Annotated in this window: 11 protein-coding genes; 5 read left to right on the top strand and 6 right to left on the bottom strand. The window is 65.1% G+C overall.

The features are described 5' to 3' along the window. Nucleotides 1-180: 180 nt before the first annotated feature. The 4 genes from P0R31_RS26525 to P0R31_RS26510 form a co-directional block, all read right to left on the bottom strand. The gene (locus P0R31_RS26525; RefSeq protein ID WP_057027802.1) at nucleotides 181-396 is read right to left on the bottom strand and encodes a hypothetical protein; all 216 of its coding nucleotides are present in this window, start codon (nucleotides 394-396) and stop codon (nucleotides 181-183) included. A 128-nt stretch (nucleotides 397-524) separates the two neighbouring features. After that, nucleotides 525-1349, bottom strand: coding sequence for a cysteine rich repeat-containing protein (locus tag P0R31_RS26520; protein WP_275517291.1), 825 nt, complete (start codon nucleotides 1347-1349; stop codon nucleotides 525-527). Nucleotides 1350-1494: 145 nt separating this feature from the next. Next, nucleotides 1495-2496, bottom strand: coding sequence for an NADP-dependent oxidoreductase (locus tag P0R31_RS26515; RefSeq protein ID WP_275517289.1), 1002 nt, complete (start codon nucleotides 2494-2496; stop codon nucleotides 1495-1497). A gap of 182 nt (nucleotides 2497-2678) precedes the next feature. Then, entirely contained in the window at nucleotides 2679-3473 is a 795-nt protein-coding gene (locus P0R31_RS26510) for an ATP-grasp domain-containing protein (protein ID WP_275517288.1), read from the bottom strand. A gap of 374 nt (nucleotides 3474-3847) precedes the next feature. On the opposite strand from P0R31_RS26510, the gene P0R31_RS26505 reads away from it, so the two are divergent. The 3 genes from P0R31_RS26505 (at nucleotide 3848) to P0R31_RS26495 (ending at nucleotide 7009) form a co-directional block, all read left to right on the top strand. Beyond that, entirely contained in the window at nucleotides 3848-4621 is a 774-nt protein-coding gene (locus tag P0R31_RS26505; protein WP_275517287.1) for a ferredoxin--NADP reductase, read from the top strand. Nucleotides 4622-4973: 352 nt separating this feature from the next. Further along, a complete protein-coding gene (locus P0R31_RS26500; protein ID WP_275517286.1) occupies nucleotides 4974-6677 on the top strand; it encodes an FMN-binding glutamate synthase family protein in 1704 nt (567 codons plus the stop codon). 92 nt (nucleotides 6678-6769) lie between these two features. After that, nucleotides 6770-7009 carry a PilZ domain-containing protein gene (locus tag P0R31_RS26495; RefSeq protein WP_275517284.1) on the top strand — a complete coding sequence of 80 codons (240 nt, stop codon included), beginning with the start codon at nucleotides 6770-6772 and terminating at the stop codon, nucleotides 7007-7009. Nucleotides 7010-7244: 235 nt separating this feature from the next. Here the strand turns inward: P0R31_RS26495 and P0R31_RS26490 are convergent, their stop codons facing one another. Next, nucleotides 7245-8540, bottom strand: coding sequence for a hemolysin family protein (locus P0R31_RS26490; RefSeq protein ID WP_275517282.1), 1296 nt, complete (start codon nucleotides 8538-8540; stop codon nucleotides 7245-7247). Between the two features lie 243 nt (nucleotides 8541-8783). Between P0R31_RS26490 and P0R31_RS26485 the strand changes: the two genes are divergently transcribed. Both P0R31_RS26485 and P0R31_RS26480 read left to right on the top strand, forming a co-directional pair. Next, nucleotides 8784-10859, top strand: a complete 2076-nt coding sequence (locus P0R31_RS26485; RefSeq protein WP_275517281.1) for a methyl-accepting chemotaxis protein — start codon at nucleotides 8784-8786, stop codon at nucleotides 10857-10859. A 116-nt stretch (nucleotides 10860-10975) separates the two neighbouring features. Then, nucleotides 10976-11707, top strand: a complete 732-nt coding sequence (locus P0R31_RS26480) for a sulfite exporter TauE/SafE family protein (RefSeq protein ID WP_275517280.1) — start codon at nucleotides 10976-10978, stop codon at nucleotides 11705-11707. A 9-nt stretch (nucleotides 11708-11716) separates the two neighbouring features. Here P0R31_RS26480 and P0R31_RS26475 read toward each other — a convergent pair whose 3' ends face one another. Then, the gene (locus P0R31_RS26475; RefSeq protein WP_275517279.1) at nucleotides 11717-13687 is read right to left on the bottom strand and encodes a carbohydrate porin; all 1971 of its coding nucleotides are present in this window, start codon (nucleotides 13685-13687) and stop codon (nucleotides 11717-11719) included. Nucleotides 13688-13982: the final 295 nt, after the last annotated feature.

Below are 13982 nucleotides of genomic sequence, written 5' to 3'. Positions count from 1 at the left end.
TCCCTAATTGACAGTATACTTACTATCTAGGGGTAGACTAATGTGCTCCGGCGTCCGGCGCCAGCGGAATTAATCGGCAGCGCGCGGCACGCCAAAGCACGTGTCCGGACACGCGTTTTGCGGATCCGAAACCGTCAGGTGCGAATCATAGCCAAACCGGGGCGGATTGGCCACCGGGGGTCAGACGCAGCGCTTCACATAGACCCCGTTCACCAGAACCCTGGTGCAGCGGACCGCCGGCACCGGCTTGCGGACGACCACGGCCGCGTTCGGGCCGGCGCAGCCGGCGCGAACGACGCCGCGGGCGCACACCACCGCGTTGGCGTCGGTGGCCTCGAAGGTCATGGTGGCGGCGAAAGCCAGAAGCGCAGAAGCAACGAGCAGCAATGAACGCATGTTGTCCTCCTGGGGCTTGTCGTGATCGAAATTGCGTCTGAAGAAAGTATCCGTGTCAGCGTGTGAACATCCGGTCGCGCACGCTGCAGTTCATCTCGGTGCTGCGGATGAACATCATCCGCTTCGTCTTACCTCGCCGCGAAAGGCGCGAGCACCTCCTTGCAGGCCGGCGAGAGCGATGCCGCCCGGTTGGAAATGCATTGGATGATCCGGCCGCCACCGGGCGCCACGCCGGCGCAGAGCGTGCGGATGTCGGCGCCGCAAGCCGACCGAACGATGAACAGCTCTTCGCGCGGCAGCAATGGCCGCAGCACGAGGGCGGCCGGAGCCGCGGCAGGCGCCGCGGCGGCCGGTGGTGCAGCACCCGAAGCGGGCGTGGCCGCGGCCGCTCCGCCACCGAAAGCCGCATTCACGGCGTTGGCGCAACCGGCCGACACCTTCGCCTTGTTCTTCTCCAGGCATTCGATCGCGGGCGCGCCGCCGGGCGGCACGCTGGCGCAGACCTTGGGATAATCGCTGCGGCAGGCGCCCTTGATCGCGGAAACCTGTGCGGGGCTCGGCTGCTTTGCTGCTGCCGCCTTCGGCGCCGCCGCCGCTCCCGGCTTGGAAGCTGGCGCGGCAGCGGGCGCCGCTTCCGTTTTTGCCGGTTCGGATTTGACAGGCTCGGATTTGGCGGGCGCTGCTTCGGTCTTCGGCGCGGCGGCCGGTTCGACCGCGCGAACTGCAGCCTGGCAGCCCGACGACAGGCTCGACATGTTCTTGGCGAGGCATTGAACCGCCTCCACTCCGCCGGGCGTCACGCTCGAGCAATGCGCCATGAAGTCCGAGCGGCATGCGGACCGGATGGCGCTTTTCTGGGCCTCGGTCTGCGCGATCGCTCCTGTTGCAGTTGCGAAGAGTGCCGTCGCCAGCAACGCCGTGCGCGTCGATGCATGCGTCAACGTGTTGAACATCTGGTGATTTCCTGCCCCGTCGGTAACGCCGACGATTCGCTAAAATGTAGTGCAATCGCAATTGTCGCGAGTGACGCCTCGCATGCAGCATCATTCGCCGCTTTGGCGTCACCCGCAAGTCAATAATGTCGGCGCAATTGCGCGATCAGAGCTTGACCATGCGCTTGCCGCGGTTCTCGCCCGCAAGCAATCCGATCAGCGCTTTCGGCGTGTTCTCGAGTCCGTCGAGAATGTCCTCCTGCACCTTGAGCTTGCCGGATTTCACCCAGGCCTGGAGATCGGCGAGCGCGCGCTCGCTGTCCTTCATGTAGTCCATCACGATGAAGCCCTGCATGGTCAGCCGCTTCACCACGATCAGGCCGGGCACACCGCGCGGGCCATGTGCGGCAGGCGCGCCGTCATATTGCGAGATCGCGCCACAACAGGCGATGCGGCCGTAATTGTTCATCTGCGGCAGGCAGGCTTCGAGGATGTCGCCCCCGACATTGTCGAAATAGACGTCGATGCCTTTCGGCGCCGCTGCGCGCAGCGCCTTGAACACCGCGCCGTCCTTGTAGTCCACGGCGGCATCGAAGCCGAGCTCGGAGGTCAGCCAGTTGCACTTGTCGGCGCCGCCGGCGATGCCGACGACGCGGCATCCCCTGATCTTGGCGATCTGTCCGACGATCGAGCCGACCGAGCCCGCGGCCGCGGACACCACGACCGTCTCGCCCTCCCTGGGCTTGCCGATCTCAAGCAGGCCGAAATAAGCGGTGAGACCGGCGATGCCGAACACGCTGAGCAGATGCGTCATCGGCTCGAGCCTCGGCATTTTGGTCAGATGCTTCGCCGGCGCGGCGGCAAATTCCTGCCAGCCGGTGTCGCCGAACACGATGTCGCCGGGCGCAAGCCCCGCTGCCTTCGAGCTGACGACCTCGGCGATGGCGCCGCCGGCCATGACGCTGTTGGCTTCGACGGCGGAACGATAGGTCGCGCCGTGCATCCAGGCGCGATTGGCCGCATCGAGCGAGATGTAGCGTACGCGCAGCAAGGCCTCGCCGTCCTTCGGCTCCGGCATCGCGCCCTCGACCATCTTGAAATGTTCGGGACCGAGCTTGCCGCTGGGCTTTTCCACCAGCAGGATCTGGCGATTGATGTTGCCGCTCATGGCGTTTCCCTCTTCATTTGCTTGACGTTTATTGATGCAGCCGCCGCAAGGAAAGCGTGCAAGCCGCATGCGTCGTGCGCTGCATGAAGGCTAGATCGCCGCTCTCCATTTCACAATGGGAACATCCTGAAAACGCGACCGAGTGCAGAAGGGATTGCAGCTTGCGCTTGGCGCTCGGAGCGTCACGCAAACACCCGATCCAGCGCTGCGTCATATGTCGCCTGCACCAGCTCCGGATGCAGCTTGCCCAGCGCCTCCATCATCACGCCGGAATTGATCTCGAGCACCCTCCATTCGCGATTCACCCGAACCACGTCGATCGAAGCAAAGACGATGCCGATGGCGCGCGCGGCATCGATCGCGAGCTTTGCGCAGGCCGCGCGGACTGCGCCGTGCTCGAGCAGCACCGGCTTTGCGCCGGCATCGAGATTGTGCCGCCAATCCGAGCCGCGCTGCTTGCTGTAGACGACGAGCGGCATGTCATCGAGCAGCACCACGCGGACCTCCTCCTCGATCGCGACATAGGGCGAGATCACGAGCCCGGTGCTCATCGAAAAGACTTCGCTGGCTGCCCGGTCGAGCTCCGCCTCCGTCGTCACCTTGAACACCGAGCGCCCCGATGTTCCCTCGTTCGGCTTCACCACCACGCCGTGCGGATTTTCGGCGAGCAGCGCCAGCATCCCCTCGCGCCTATCGGCGCCGGCGACATGCACGCCCAGCTTTGGGTTGAGGAACAGCCGATGCGGAACGCAGGGCACGGCCGCCAGCGTCAGCGCCTCGGCGGTCGCAGACTTGTCGTTGGCGAGGCGATGGGCAATGGCGCTGTTCAGGCCGATGTCGTAGCCGAAGGCGAAATGGCGTGTCGGTCCCCGGCGCATCGCGATGAGCCAGCCACCGGAGCGGACATCGACCGCGATGCCCCGCTCCGCGCAATAGCGCCTGATCGCTTGAACGAAGATCCGCTCGCCGCTTGCCATGGTGTTTCGTCGTTCCTGGCGCCAAAAACCGCAAAAATGCGGGCGCCGGCGCCAAGCCGGGTGAGAATTCAGAGCTATTCTTAATGAAATTCTTGCGAGCGCGCCGGAAATTAAGTGCTGCAATGAAGCCCGGCAGGGAAAAGAAATTATCCTCCTCGCGTGCGAGACAGCAGATTCCTTAATGATGTGACCAGTTCTGCCGCAAATGCCGGTTTGACCGGCATCAATTGCATCCGAAACGAGGTTGATTATTGGTCTCAATGGCGTAGATCACACACGCGAAATCCTCCGCCATGGCAAATGGTGACCGCCCGATTTCAGGGCCGGGCAACGCTTTTGCCCTAAAACCGCAGTTATTCGGAATATCGAGAATCATGAGCGCGTTTTACCGAGAGAAGGTTCTTTCCGTCCACCACTGGACCGACACGCTGTTCAGCTTCCGCGCCACCCGCGATACCGGCTTCCGGTTCCAGAACGGCCAGTTCGCCATGATCGGCCTCGAGGTCGATGGTCGGCCGCTGCTGCGGGCCTACAGCATGGCGAGCGCCAACCACGAGGAAGAGCTCGAGTTCTTCTCGATCAAGGTGCAGGACGGCCCGCTGACCTCGCGCCTGCAGAAGATCAAGGAAGGCGACACCATCCTGGTCGGCCGCAAGGCGACCGGCACGCTGATCACCGATAACCTGCTTCCCGGCAAGCGGCTGATGCTGCTGTCGACCGGCACCGGCCTTGCGCCCTTCGCCAGCCTGATCAAGGACCCCGAGGTCTACGACCAGTTCGAGTCCATCGTGCTGGTGCACGGCTGCCGCCAGGTCTCCGAGCTCGCCTATGGCGAGAAGCTGGTCGCGACCCTGCGCGAGGATGAGCTGTTCGGCGAGCTGCTCGCGGAGAAGCTGGTCTATTATCCGACCGTGACCCGCGAGCCGTTCCGGAACCGCGGCCGCATCACCGACCTCATCAGCTCCGAGCAGATCTTCAATGACATCGGCCAAGGCCCGCTCGACATCGCAACCGACCGCATCATGATGTGCGGCAGCCCGGCGATGCTCGAAGAGCTCAAGGCGATGTTCGAGGGCCGCGACTTCGTCGAAGGAAGCGGCAACAAGCCCGGCCATTTCGTGATCGAGAAGGCCTTCGTCGAGCGCTGAGCTTGCGCCACGCGCTTGTGCCCCGGACGCCATCAGCGCGTTTACGCGCGTCTTTGACGCGCTATGGCAGCGCCTTTTCGGCGGTGCGCTGCAGAGCCGGGCCCATCTCACCGCATTGTAGGGTGTTGCATTCTGGGTCCCGGGTCCGCGCTTACGCTTGCCCGGGACACTGGCTAGCTTGCGGCCCCTTTAGGCTGTCCCATCCCGCCACTCTGCTGCACCGCAAAATCCGTCCACCGGCTGATTGATTTGTTTCAGCCGAATTCGCTAGCCTGAAACAAGGGCGGCGTCATATCCGTATGACAGGCGCGGGCGTATCGTGGCGCCTTCTGCTGGCGAGAGGATCGGAAACGTGGCCGACGACAACAAGACGCAGGAATCCTCCCACCACTCATCCCCGAAACGCCTGCCGCTGGCGGAGGAGGGGATCATGGAAACCCTGCTGCTGCCCTTCTCGCCGCGCTTCATCGTTCTGACGATCTGCGCGGTGGTCACCGCGCTCCTGATCGGCATCGGCATCGCCGACGGCAAGATCTTCGACATCCTGCTGATTCCGATCCTGATCTTCGGCGCGCTGACCCTGCTCGGCGTCCGCGATCTTCTGCAGAAGAGCCACGCGGTGCTGCGCAACTACCCGATTTCGGCGCATATCCGCTTCCTGCTCGAAGAGATCCGCCCCGAGATGCGGCAATATTTCTTCGAGAGCGAGAAGGACGGCATGCCGTTCTCGCGCGACACCCGCGCGGTGGTCTATCAGCGCGCCAAGATGGAGCTCGATAAGCGTCCCTTCGGCACCCAGGAGGACGTCTACCGCGAGGGCTACGAGTGGATGCACCACTCGGTCTCGCCGAAGGCGCATGCCACGGAGAAATTCCGCGTCGTGATCGGTGGGCCGGACTGCGCAAAGCCCTATTCGGCATCGGTGTTCAACATCTCGGCGATGAGTTTTGGCGCGCTCAGCCCGAATGCGGTGCGAGCACTGAATGCCGGCGCCAAAAAAGGCGGCTTTGCGCACGACACCGGCGAAGGCGGCGTCAGCCCCTATCACCGCGAGATGGGCGGCGACATCATCTGGGAGATCGGCTCCGGCTATTTCGGCTGCCGGCATCTCGACGGCAGCTTCGATCCCGAAGCGTTCGCGCGCGTCGCCGGCGACGACCAGATCAAGATGGTCGAGCTCAAGGTCAGCCAGGGTGCCAAGCCCGGCCATGGCGGCGTGCTGCCGGCGGCCAAGGTCTCCGAGGAGATCTCCAAGATCCGCGGCGTCGCCATGGGCGAGGACTGCATCTCGCCGGCCTCGCACCGCGCCTTCTCGACGCCCGTGGGCATGATGCAGTTCATCGCCGAGATGCGCCGCCTCTCGGGCGGCAAGCCGGCCGGCTTCAAGCTGTGCATCGGCCATCCCTGGGAGTTCCTGGCGATCTGCAAGGCGATGCTTCAGACCGGAATCTATCCCGATTTCATCGTCGTCGACGGCAATGAGGGCGGCACCGGTGCGGCGCCACTGGAGTTCATGGATCATCTGGGCATGCCGATGCGCGAGGGCGTCAATTTCGTCCACAACGCGCTGGTCGGCATCAATGCGCGCGACCGCATCAAGATCGGCGCTTCCGGCAAGATCGCGACCGCCTTCGACATGGCGCGCGCGATGGCGATCGGCGCCGATTGGTGCAATTCGGCACGCGGCTTCATGTTCTCGCTCGGCTGCATCCAGTCGTTGAGCTGCCACACCGACCGCTGCCCGACCGGCGTGGCGACGCAGGACCCGACGCGGGCGCGCGCGCTCTACGTGCCGCTCAAGATCGACCGCGTGGCCAATTATCACCATGCGACGCTGCACTCCCTGACCGAGCTGATCGCCGCGGCCGGGCTCGAACATCCGCAGCAGCTGCGGCCGATCCATTTCAACCAACGGACGTCGACCACCCAGGTGAAATCCTTCGCGCAGCTCTATCCGGCGCTGCGTCCGGGCGAGCTGCTCGAAGGCACGGAAGACCCGCGCTTCCGCGACGCCTGGCAGATGGCGCGCGCCGAGACGTTCCAGCCGGCGCTGTGAGATGCCGGCGGCGGCTGCCGTAGGGGCGTCAAATTGCCGAGAGCGGAGGATGGGTTTAACGTCTGGTTCAGCTTTGGGTGTAGATTCGCCCCATGGACGAGCGCCGCGACAAAGCCCGACATCGCGTGCTGAAGGCCGGAACCATCGAGTTCGGCGGCGGCGCGATCGACTGCACCGTTCGCAATCTTTCCGATCATGGCGCCGCACTCGACGTCACCAGTCCCGTCGGCATTCCCGATCGTTTCACCCTGTTCGTCCAGGCCGACGGCACGCATCTGCCCTGCACCGTGGTCTGGCGCAAGGAAAGGCGCATCGGGGTGAGGTTCGGGTGACGCTCGGCGTTCAACGCGCGCTCTAGCGTCAAACTCCGCTGTCGTCCCGGGGCGCGACGAAGTCGCGAGCCCGGGACCCATAACCCCAGGGAGAAGTTGCAAGCGCGAGCTGCCAACTCCGAGCCTTCGCCAAACTCTTCCCTGTGGTTATGGGTCCCGGATCAGCGCTCCGCTCTGTATAACGCTACTCGTTGTCGAGAGCTGCGCTTGTCGGGACGACGGCGGAGGGTGAGCCTCACCCCGTCTCGACCTCACTCAAGCGGCTCGCCAAGATCTTGTCGATCCTCCGCCCGTCGAGGTCGACCACCTCGATGTGCCAGCCGCCGAAGTCGAAGGCATCGCCGACATTGGGCAGCATGTTGAATTGTTGCAGCACGAGGCCTGCGACCGTGTTGTAGCGATGCGGCGGCAGCTCGATGCCGAGCAGTTCGCCGAATTCGTCGACCGGCATCCAGCCGGAGATCAGCAGCGAATCGTCCTCGCGCCTGATGAAGGCGGGCTCGGGCGGTCCCTCCTCGGAATGAAAGGCGCCGACGATGGACTCGAGGATGTCGGCGGCCGTCACCATGCCTTCGAAGGCGCCGTATTCGTCGTAGACGAGGCCGACGTGAACCGGCGCCGCTTTCAGGATGGTCAGCACGTCGCGCGCATCTGCCGACACCGGGATGCCGGGCGCTTCGCGCACGAGCGCGCGCAAGTCCGGGTTGCGTTCGTTCATATAGGCGACCAGCAAATCCTTGGCCTGCAGCACGCCGATCGGCTTGTCGCGATCGCCGTCGGAGACGGGAAAGCGCGAATGCGGGCTCTTGGCGATGATCGCCTGGATGGCGGCGGGATCATCGTTCAGGTCGATCTCGTCGACCTCGGTGCGCGGCGTCATGACCGCGCCGACCGGCCGGTCGCCGAGCCGCATCACGCCGGCGATCATCTCCTTCTCGCCGGGCTCGAGCACGCCCGCGCTCTCGGCCTCACTGACGAGGTGATGGATCTCGTCCTCCGAGACCTTCTCCTCGGCCTTGCCGCCGCGGCCGAGCAGCGTGAGGATCAGCTTGCCGGAGACGTCGAGCAGAAACACGAGCGGCAGCGATATTTTCGCAAGCGCGTGCATTGCCGGCGCGACCCGCACCGCGATGCTCTCGGGATCGCGCAGCGCCACCTGCTTCGGCACCAGCTCGCCGACGATCAAGGTGGCGTAGGTGATGAGCGTGACCACGATGCCGACGCCGACGATGTCGGCAATGCCTGGGGACAGACCGAGCTCGAGCAGCCATTGCGTCAGCCGCTGCCCGAGCGTCGCGCCCGAGAACGCTCCGGAGAGCACGCCGACCAGCGTGATGCCGATCTGCACTGTCGAGAGGAACTTGCCGGGATCGGCCGCCAGCACCAGCGCCCGCTCGGCGCCGCGCACGCCCTTGGCCGCGAGCAGCGACAGCCGCGCCGGACGCGACGACACCACGGCCAGCTCTGACATCGAGAGCAAGCCGTTGATGACGATCAGGATGACGACGATGACGAGTTCGATCGAGAGCATTGACGGTCCGGAGGTAAGCAAGTGTGGCCGGGATGCCGGCAAGCCACTGATATAGGTATTCAGTGCGGAAGTGCTGGCGATTCTGCTTATTCGTCGCCGAAAGGGAACCCGTGCGCGACGGCGTTCCCAAAGGCGTCCGCGACGACTTGACACCCCGCGGAACTACGGATTGTTGCTTAACGAGCCCTTAGTGGCCGCCCGCTAGCTTTTGCGCTTGCAAGAACAGACCCGGGGGACCTGAGGATGCGGATCGGAAAGCTTTTCGCGCTGTCGATGCTGACGGTGACGGTGTTTGCAGTCATCCTCGGCGCCGAGGTGCTGATACCGCAGACGCGCATCTTCACGAACCGCTCCGACGCGATCAAGACGGTGGAGGCATTTGGCGCGACGCTGATGGCCAGCCAGCACGTCGCCAGCCTTCGCGCTCCCTATATCGGACCGATCTTCCAGGAAGGCGCCGCAACGCAGGCGCAGCTCGAAGTTGCCGCGAAGGCCGCGAAAACGGCCGAGGAGGGCTTCGAGGCCGCAAGGCGCGCCGTCATGGTGCTGGATGGCGGCGGCGCCATTGCCGAGAATCTCGACCGTGCCGCGCGGCGGCTGAAGGAAATCACCACCGCGGCCGATCGCGCGATGAGCGTTCCGCTGGCGGCGCGCGACGGCGCCGCGACAAAGGGTTTCCTCCCCGGCGTTGCCGAGGTCATCGGCCACATCGAACCGGTCATGAACAAGCTCGAGGCGAAGGTCATCAACGCCGATTCCTCGCTTGCGGCGCTGTTGAACCTGGCGCGGACGGCGCAGGATCTGCGCGTTTCGGCCGGCAGCCGCGCGGCCACGCTGTCGCCTGCGCTCTCCGCGCGCCGCCCGCTCACCGCGGCCGAACTGTCGCTGATGGACCGCATGCAGGGACGCGTGGAGGCGAACCGCGAGCGGCTCGAGGCTGGGATCGACCAGCTCGGAAACCCCGCCCGCATCGCCGCCGCGCTCAAGACGGCAACGGCCTCTTATTTCGGACAAGCGGCGGTTGCCGTGGACAAGGAGCTTCCTGCGGCCCGGAGCGACGGCAAGTACAGCGGCACCGCCGACGAGCTGGCGAAGGTCATCGTGCCGGCCATCCAGATGTTCTACGGCGTGCGCGACGCCGCGCTGGCGGAAGCCGCCGAGCGTGCCTCGGCCGCGCGCGACGGCGCGTTGGCGATGCTCGTGCTCGCCGGTGTCGCCGTGCTGGCGCTGCTCGGCACGCTCGGTGGCGTGACCATCATGCTGCGCCGGCGCGTGGTGACGCCGCTCGGCCGGATCGCCGATGTGATCGGCGCGCTCGCCGCCGGGCAGCACGAGGTCGAGATTCCCGCGACGGGCCGCAGCGACGAGATCGGCCAGGTCGCCGGCTCGCTGCAGCATTTCAAGGATTCGCTGCTCGCCAAGAAGTCCGCCGACGAGGCGGCTGCGATCGAAGCGGAAGCGAAGTTGCAGCGCAGCCAGCGCATGGATCAGATCGCGCGCGAGTTCGAAGCCATGATCGGCGACGTGATCAACACCGTCTCGTCGGCATCCTCGGAGCTGGAAGCCTCCGCAGGAACGCTGACGAGCACGGCCGAGCAATCGGAAAAGGTCACGGCGACGGTCGCCGCCGCCTCCGAGCAGGCTTCCACCAACGTGCAGACCGTTGCAGCGGCGGCCGAGGAGATGGCCTCGTCGGTCGACGAGATCAGCCGTCAGGTCCAGGATTCCGCGCGCATCGCCGGCGAGGCCGTGCAGCAGGCCGGGCGAACCAACGAGCATGTCGGCGAACTCGCCAGGGCTGCGGGGCGGATCGGCGACGTCGTCGAGCTCATCAGCCAGATCGCGGGCCAGACCAACCTTCTGGCGCTCAATGCCACCATCGAGGCTGCGCGCGCCGGCGAGGCCGGTCGTGGCTTTGCCGTCGTCGCGTCCGAGGTCAAGGCGCTGGCCGAGCAGACCGCAAAGGCCACCGGCGAGATCAGCCAGCAGATCTCGGGCATCCAGACGGCGACGGAGGACTCCGTCGGCGCCATCAAGTCGATCGGCGACACCATCTCCCGCATGTCCGAGATCGCGTCCGCCATCGCCGCGGCGGTCGAGGAGCAGGGCGCAGCGACGCGGGAGATTTCCCGCAACGTGCAGCAGGCCGCGCGCGGCACCCAGCAGGTCTCCGCCAGCATCGTCGACGTGCAGCGCGGTGCCAGCCAGACCGGATCGGCCTCCTCCAACGTGCTCGCATCGGCAAGGTCGCTGTCCGGCGAGAGCAGCCGGCTCAAGACCGAGGTTGGGAGATTCCTCGACGCGATCCGCGTGGCATAACAAGGTCATTGTGCAAGAAGGCCGCTTCACCTAGACTTGCATCCCGGGGATGTCGCAGCCTCCCCGTGAAGTGGTGATCCCACGCAAGCGCTGCTCGCTTATCCATGGAGCGAGCAATGGACGGGATCGCAATCGAGCTTCCGCTGTTTTTGTTGGCCACCTTCGCCGGCGCGTTCGTCGCGGGCCTCTCCGGCTTCGCCTTCGGCCTGGTCGCGGCATCGTTGTGGCTTTACGTGCTGACGCCGCTTCAGAGTGCCAGCCTGATCGTCGGCTTCGGCCTTCTGGTGCAGGGCTATTCGGTCTGGAAGCTGCGCAGCGCGCTCGACTGGCACCGGCTGTGGCCGTTCATCGTCGGTGCAATCATCGGTGTGCCGGCGGGGGTGTCGCTCCTGACCTGGGCCGATCCGAAGAGCGTTCGCATCGCGGTCGGTGCTATCCTGATCGCCTACAGCCTCTATTCATTCTTCCGGCCGCAGCTCAAGCTCGCGGCCGCCATGCCGCCGACCGCCGACATGACGGTCGGTTTCGTCAACGGACTGCTCGGCGGCCTCACCGGTCTTGCGGGCATCGTCGTTACCATCTGGTGCAATTTGCGCGGCCTGCCCAAGGACGCGCAGCGCGCCACGTTTCAGCCGGTCGCCATCGTGGTATTCGCCATGGCGGCGTTCTGGCTCGGTGCCAAGGGATCGCTCACATCAGACACGGCGAAGCTGTTCGCGCTCGGCCTGCCCTTTCTGTTCGCCGGAACGTGGCTCGGGCTGAAGCTGTTCGGCCGGATCGACGAGGCCACATTCCGCAAGTTCGTGCTGGCGCTGCTGTTCGTCTCGGGCGTTGCGCTCCTGTTCTGAGCCGCGGGCTCAGAACTCCCCGTGCAGCCGGCCCGAAAACACCGACACCGGTCCGCGGTCGGCGTTGTAGGCGGGGTTGACGATGAGCTGGTAGTCGGCGGTGAGGGTGATGCTCTTGTTCACCGCGTAGGCGTAATAGGTTTCGAGGATGCGCTCCTTGCGGTAGTTGAGCGCGCCGTCGCCGACCAGCACACCGAGGCCGCCGGCGGCGAGGAAGTCGCGATAATCCTGCGAGATCGCATTGATGGCGCCGCCGACGCCGATCACGTCGTCGGGTCGGCCCCAAGTCGTGCCCTTGATCGAAACGCCGCCGGACAGGCTGCGATGAATGTCGGTGAAGGCCAGCGTTTCGGTCTTGCCGTCGTTCCAGCTCCAGCGCCCGAACAGGCCGACATCGTCGGTGATCGCCTGTTCGAGGTTGAGCACGTAGCCGTACTTCAGGCGGCCGCGCCGGGTCTGCGCGATGTCGAGATTGAGCGCGGGATTGTCCAGCGTCTCGCGGAAGCTGCCCATATGGGCGCTGTCGAGCCAGCCGATGGTCCTGAGCTTGCCGGGCCGGCCGAGCAGCGAGAAGCGCGTCTCGAGCTCGAGCAGATATTGACCACGCTCGCCCACCCTGGTGTCGAAGTGATTGGCGTTGGACTCGGCAACCATCAGGAAATAGCCGCCGCGCAGCGCCCATTGCTTCTGGTTGAGTTCGGCGGTGATGCCGTAGGTGAGGCCGACCTTGTCGGCGGAATAGTCGAACGCGCCGGGCGCCCAGATCGACCAGTTCATGAAATCTCGGCGCGTGTCCTTGGCGTAGGCATTGCCATCGAACACGTCGACCACCGGGAACTTGCCGGCCTGAATCGTCAGGCGCGACACGTCGACCTTCTGGCCGAGTTGGAGCTGACCGCTCGCAAGCTCCTCCTGCTCGCCACCGAAGCCGAAGGTCTGGCGCACGAACAGGCGCGAGGTGTTGTAGTGCGGATAGGGGAAGTTCGACTTCTGCGCTTCGCCGTTCGGGAAGCCGGCCGCACCGACCGTGTCGTTCAGCCCAAATCCCTGCAGCAATTCGGGATTGTAATAAACTTCGCCGCCATCCCACAGCCGCGCGTTCAGGAACAGGCTGTTGCTCCAGGTCGCCTTGGCCTGCCGCGACGGCGACAGCGAGTTCGGCCCGGTATAGAGCGCGGGAAAGGATGGATAGCCTTGCGGCAGATAGGTGGTCTGGCCGTGGATCTCCCAGCGGTCCGATTCCGGGTCGATCAGCGAGCTCTTCGGATCATAGCTCGGCAGGCCCGGCCAATCGACCTTGCGGTTGAGGCCGAGCCTCACCTGCTGGAAGTCGAGCGACGAGGACGTGTATTGCGCGCCCGTGGAGAAGGCGACGTTGGCACCGTCGAAGCGGCTGTAGAGATATTCGAGCCGCGCGCTCCAATGCGGCGCGAAGCCGTATTCGACACCGGCGCCTGCGACCCAGCCGGGCCGCGTGTTCAGGATCTTCGGGATTTCGGCGCCGGAGGCCGGCGCGTCGAAATAGCGCTCGCCCATCCAGGCGAAACCGCCGGTGGCGTAGACGAGCCAAGGCCCGCTGGTGTAGCCGACGCGGCCGCGCAGGCTGGCGGTGTAGTCCCATTGCTGGGTGACGGTGTTGGCGGGCGTCGCCAGGAACGAGACGATCGAGTTCGAGGTGATGTAGTTGGGAAACGTAAAATCGCCTTCGACGCCGACCAGCCAGCCGGAGTTGAGACGGTAATTGTAGCCTGCCTGCACGCCGCCGATCATGCCGCTGAAGACGCCGCTGTCGCCGAGTGCGTTGCCGTCGTTCAGCGCGAAGCGCGACGAGCCGTGGCTGTAGCCGGCATGCGCGCCGATATAAAGGCCGGTCCAGTCATAGACCGCTCTCAAGGCCGGCGCCTTCAGCGGCAGATCGGCCGCGCGGCCCGCGGTGGGAAAGGCCAGCACGCCCGTGGCGATCGCCGCGGCCGTTCGCAAGCACCGGTGTCTGTGACCTCTCAACGCCAAACGCACGCCCCCAAACGCGAATGTGTCCCACCCGCCACGATATCCCTGCCGCGTCGCGGCGATTCTGTCACCAGGCCTCGGCGCTCGAGGCGACTGGCCGAGATAATCTCGATTGACCTCGACTTCGTCCCATGTTCCTGAATCTACGACAAGTCTTATTGCGAATAATTCGCAAGAGCAACTCACCTTGCGTTGTCGCAGAGGAGAGTTCGCACCACTGTGTGACGCGGGTGCAACAAAATCCGGGAATCCAAAACGGAATGAC

It is taken from the genome of Bradyrhizobium yuanmingense, assembly GCF_029167105.1.
GTDB classification, from domain to species: domain Bacteria; phylum Pseudomonadota; class Alphaproteobacteria; order Rhizobiales; family Xanthobacteraceae; genus Bradyrhizobium; species Bradyrhizobium yuanmingense_A.
Note: the sequence above shows the minus strand (reverse complement) of the source record. Positions and strands in the feature narration are given on the sequence as shown.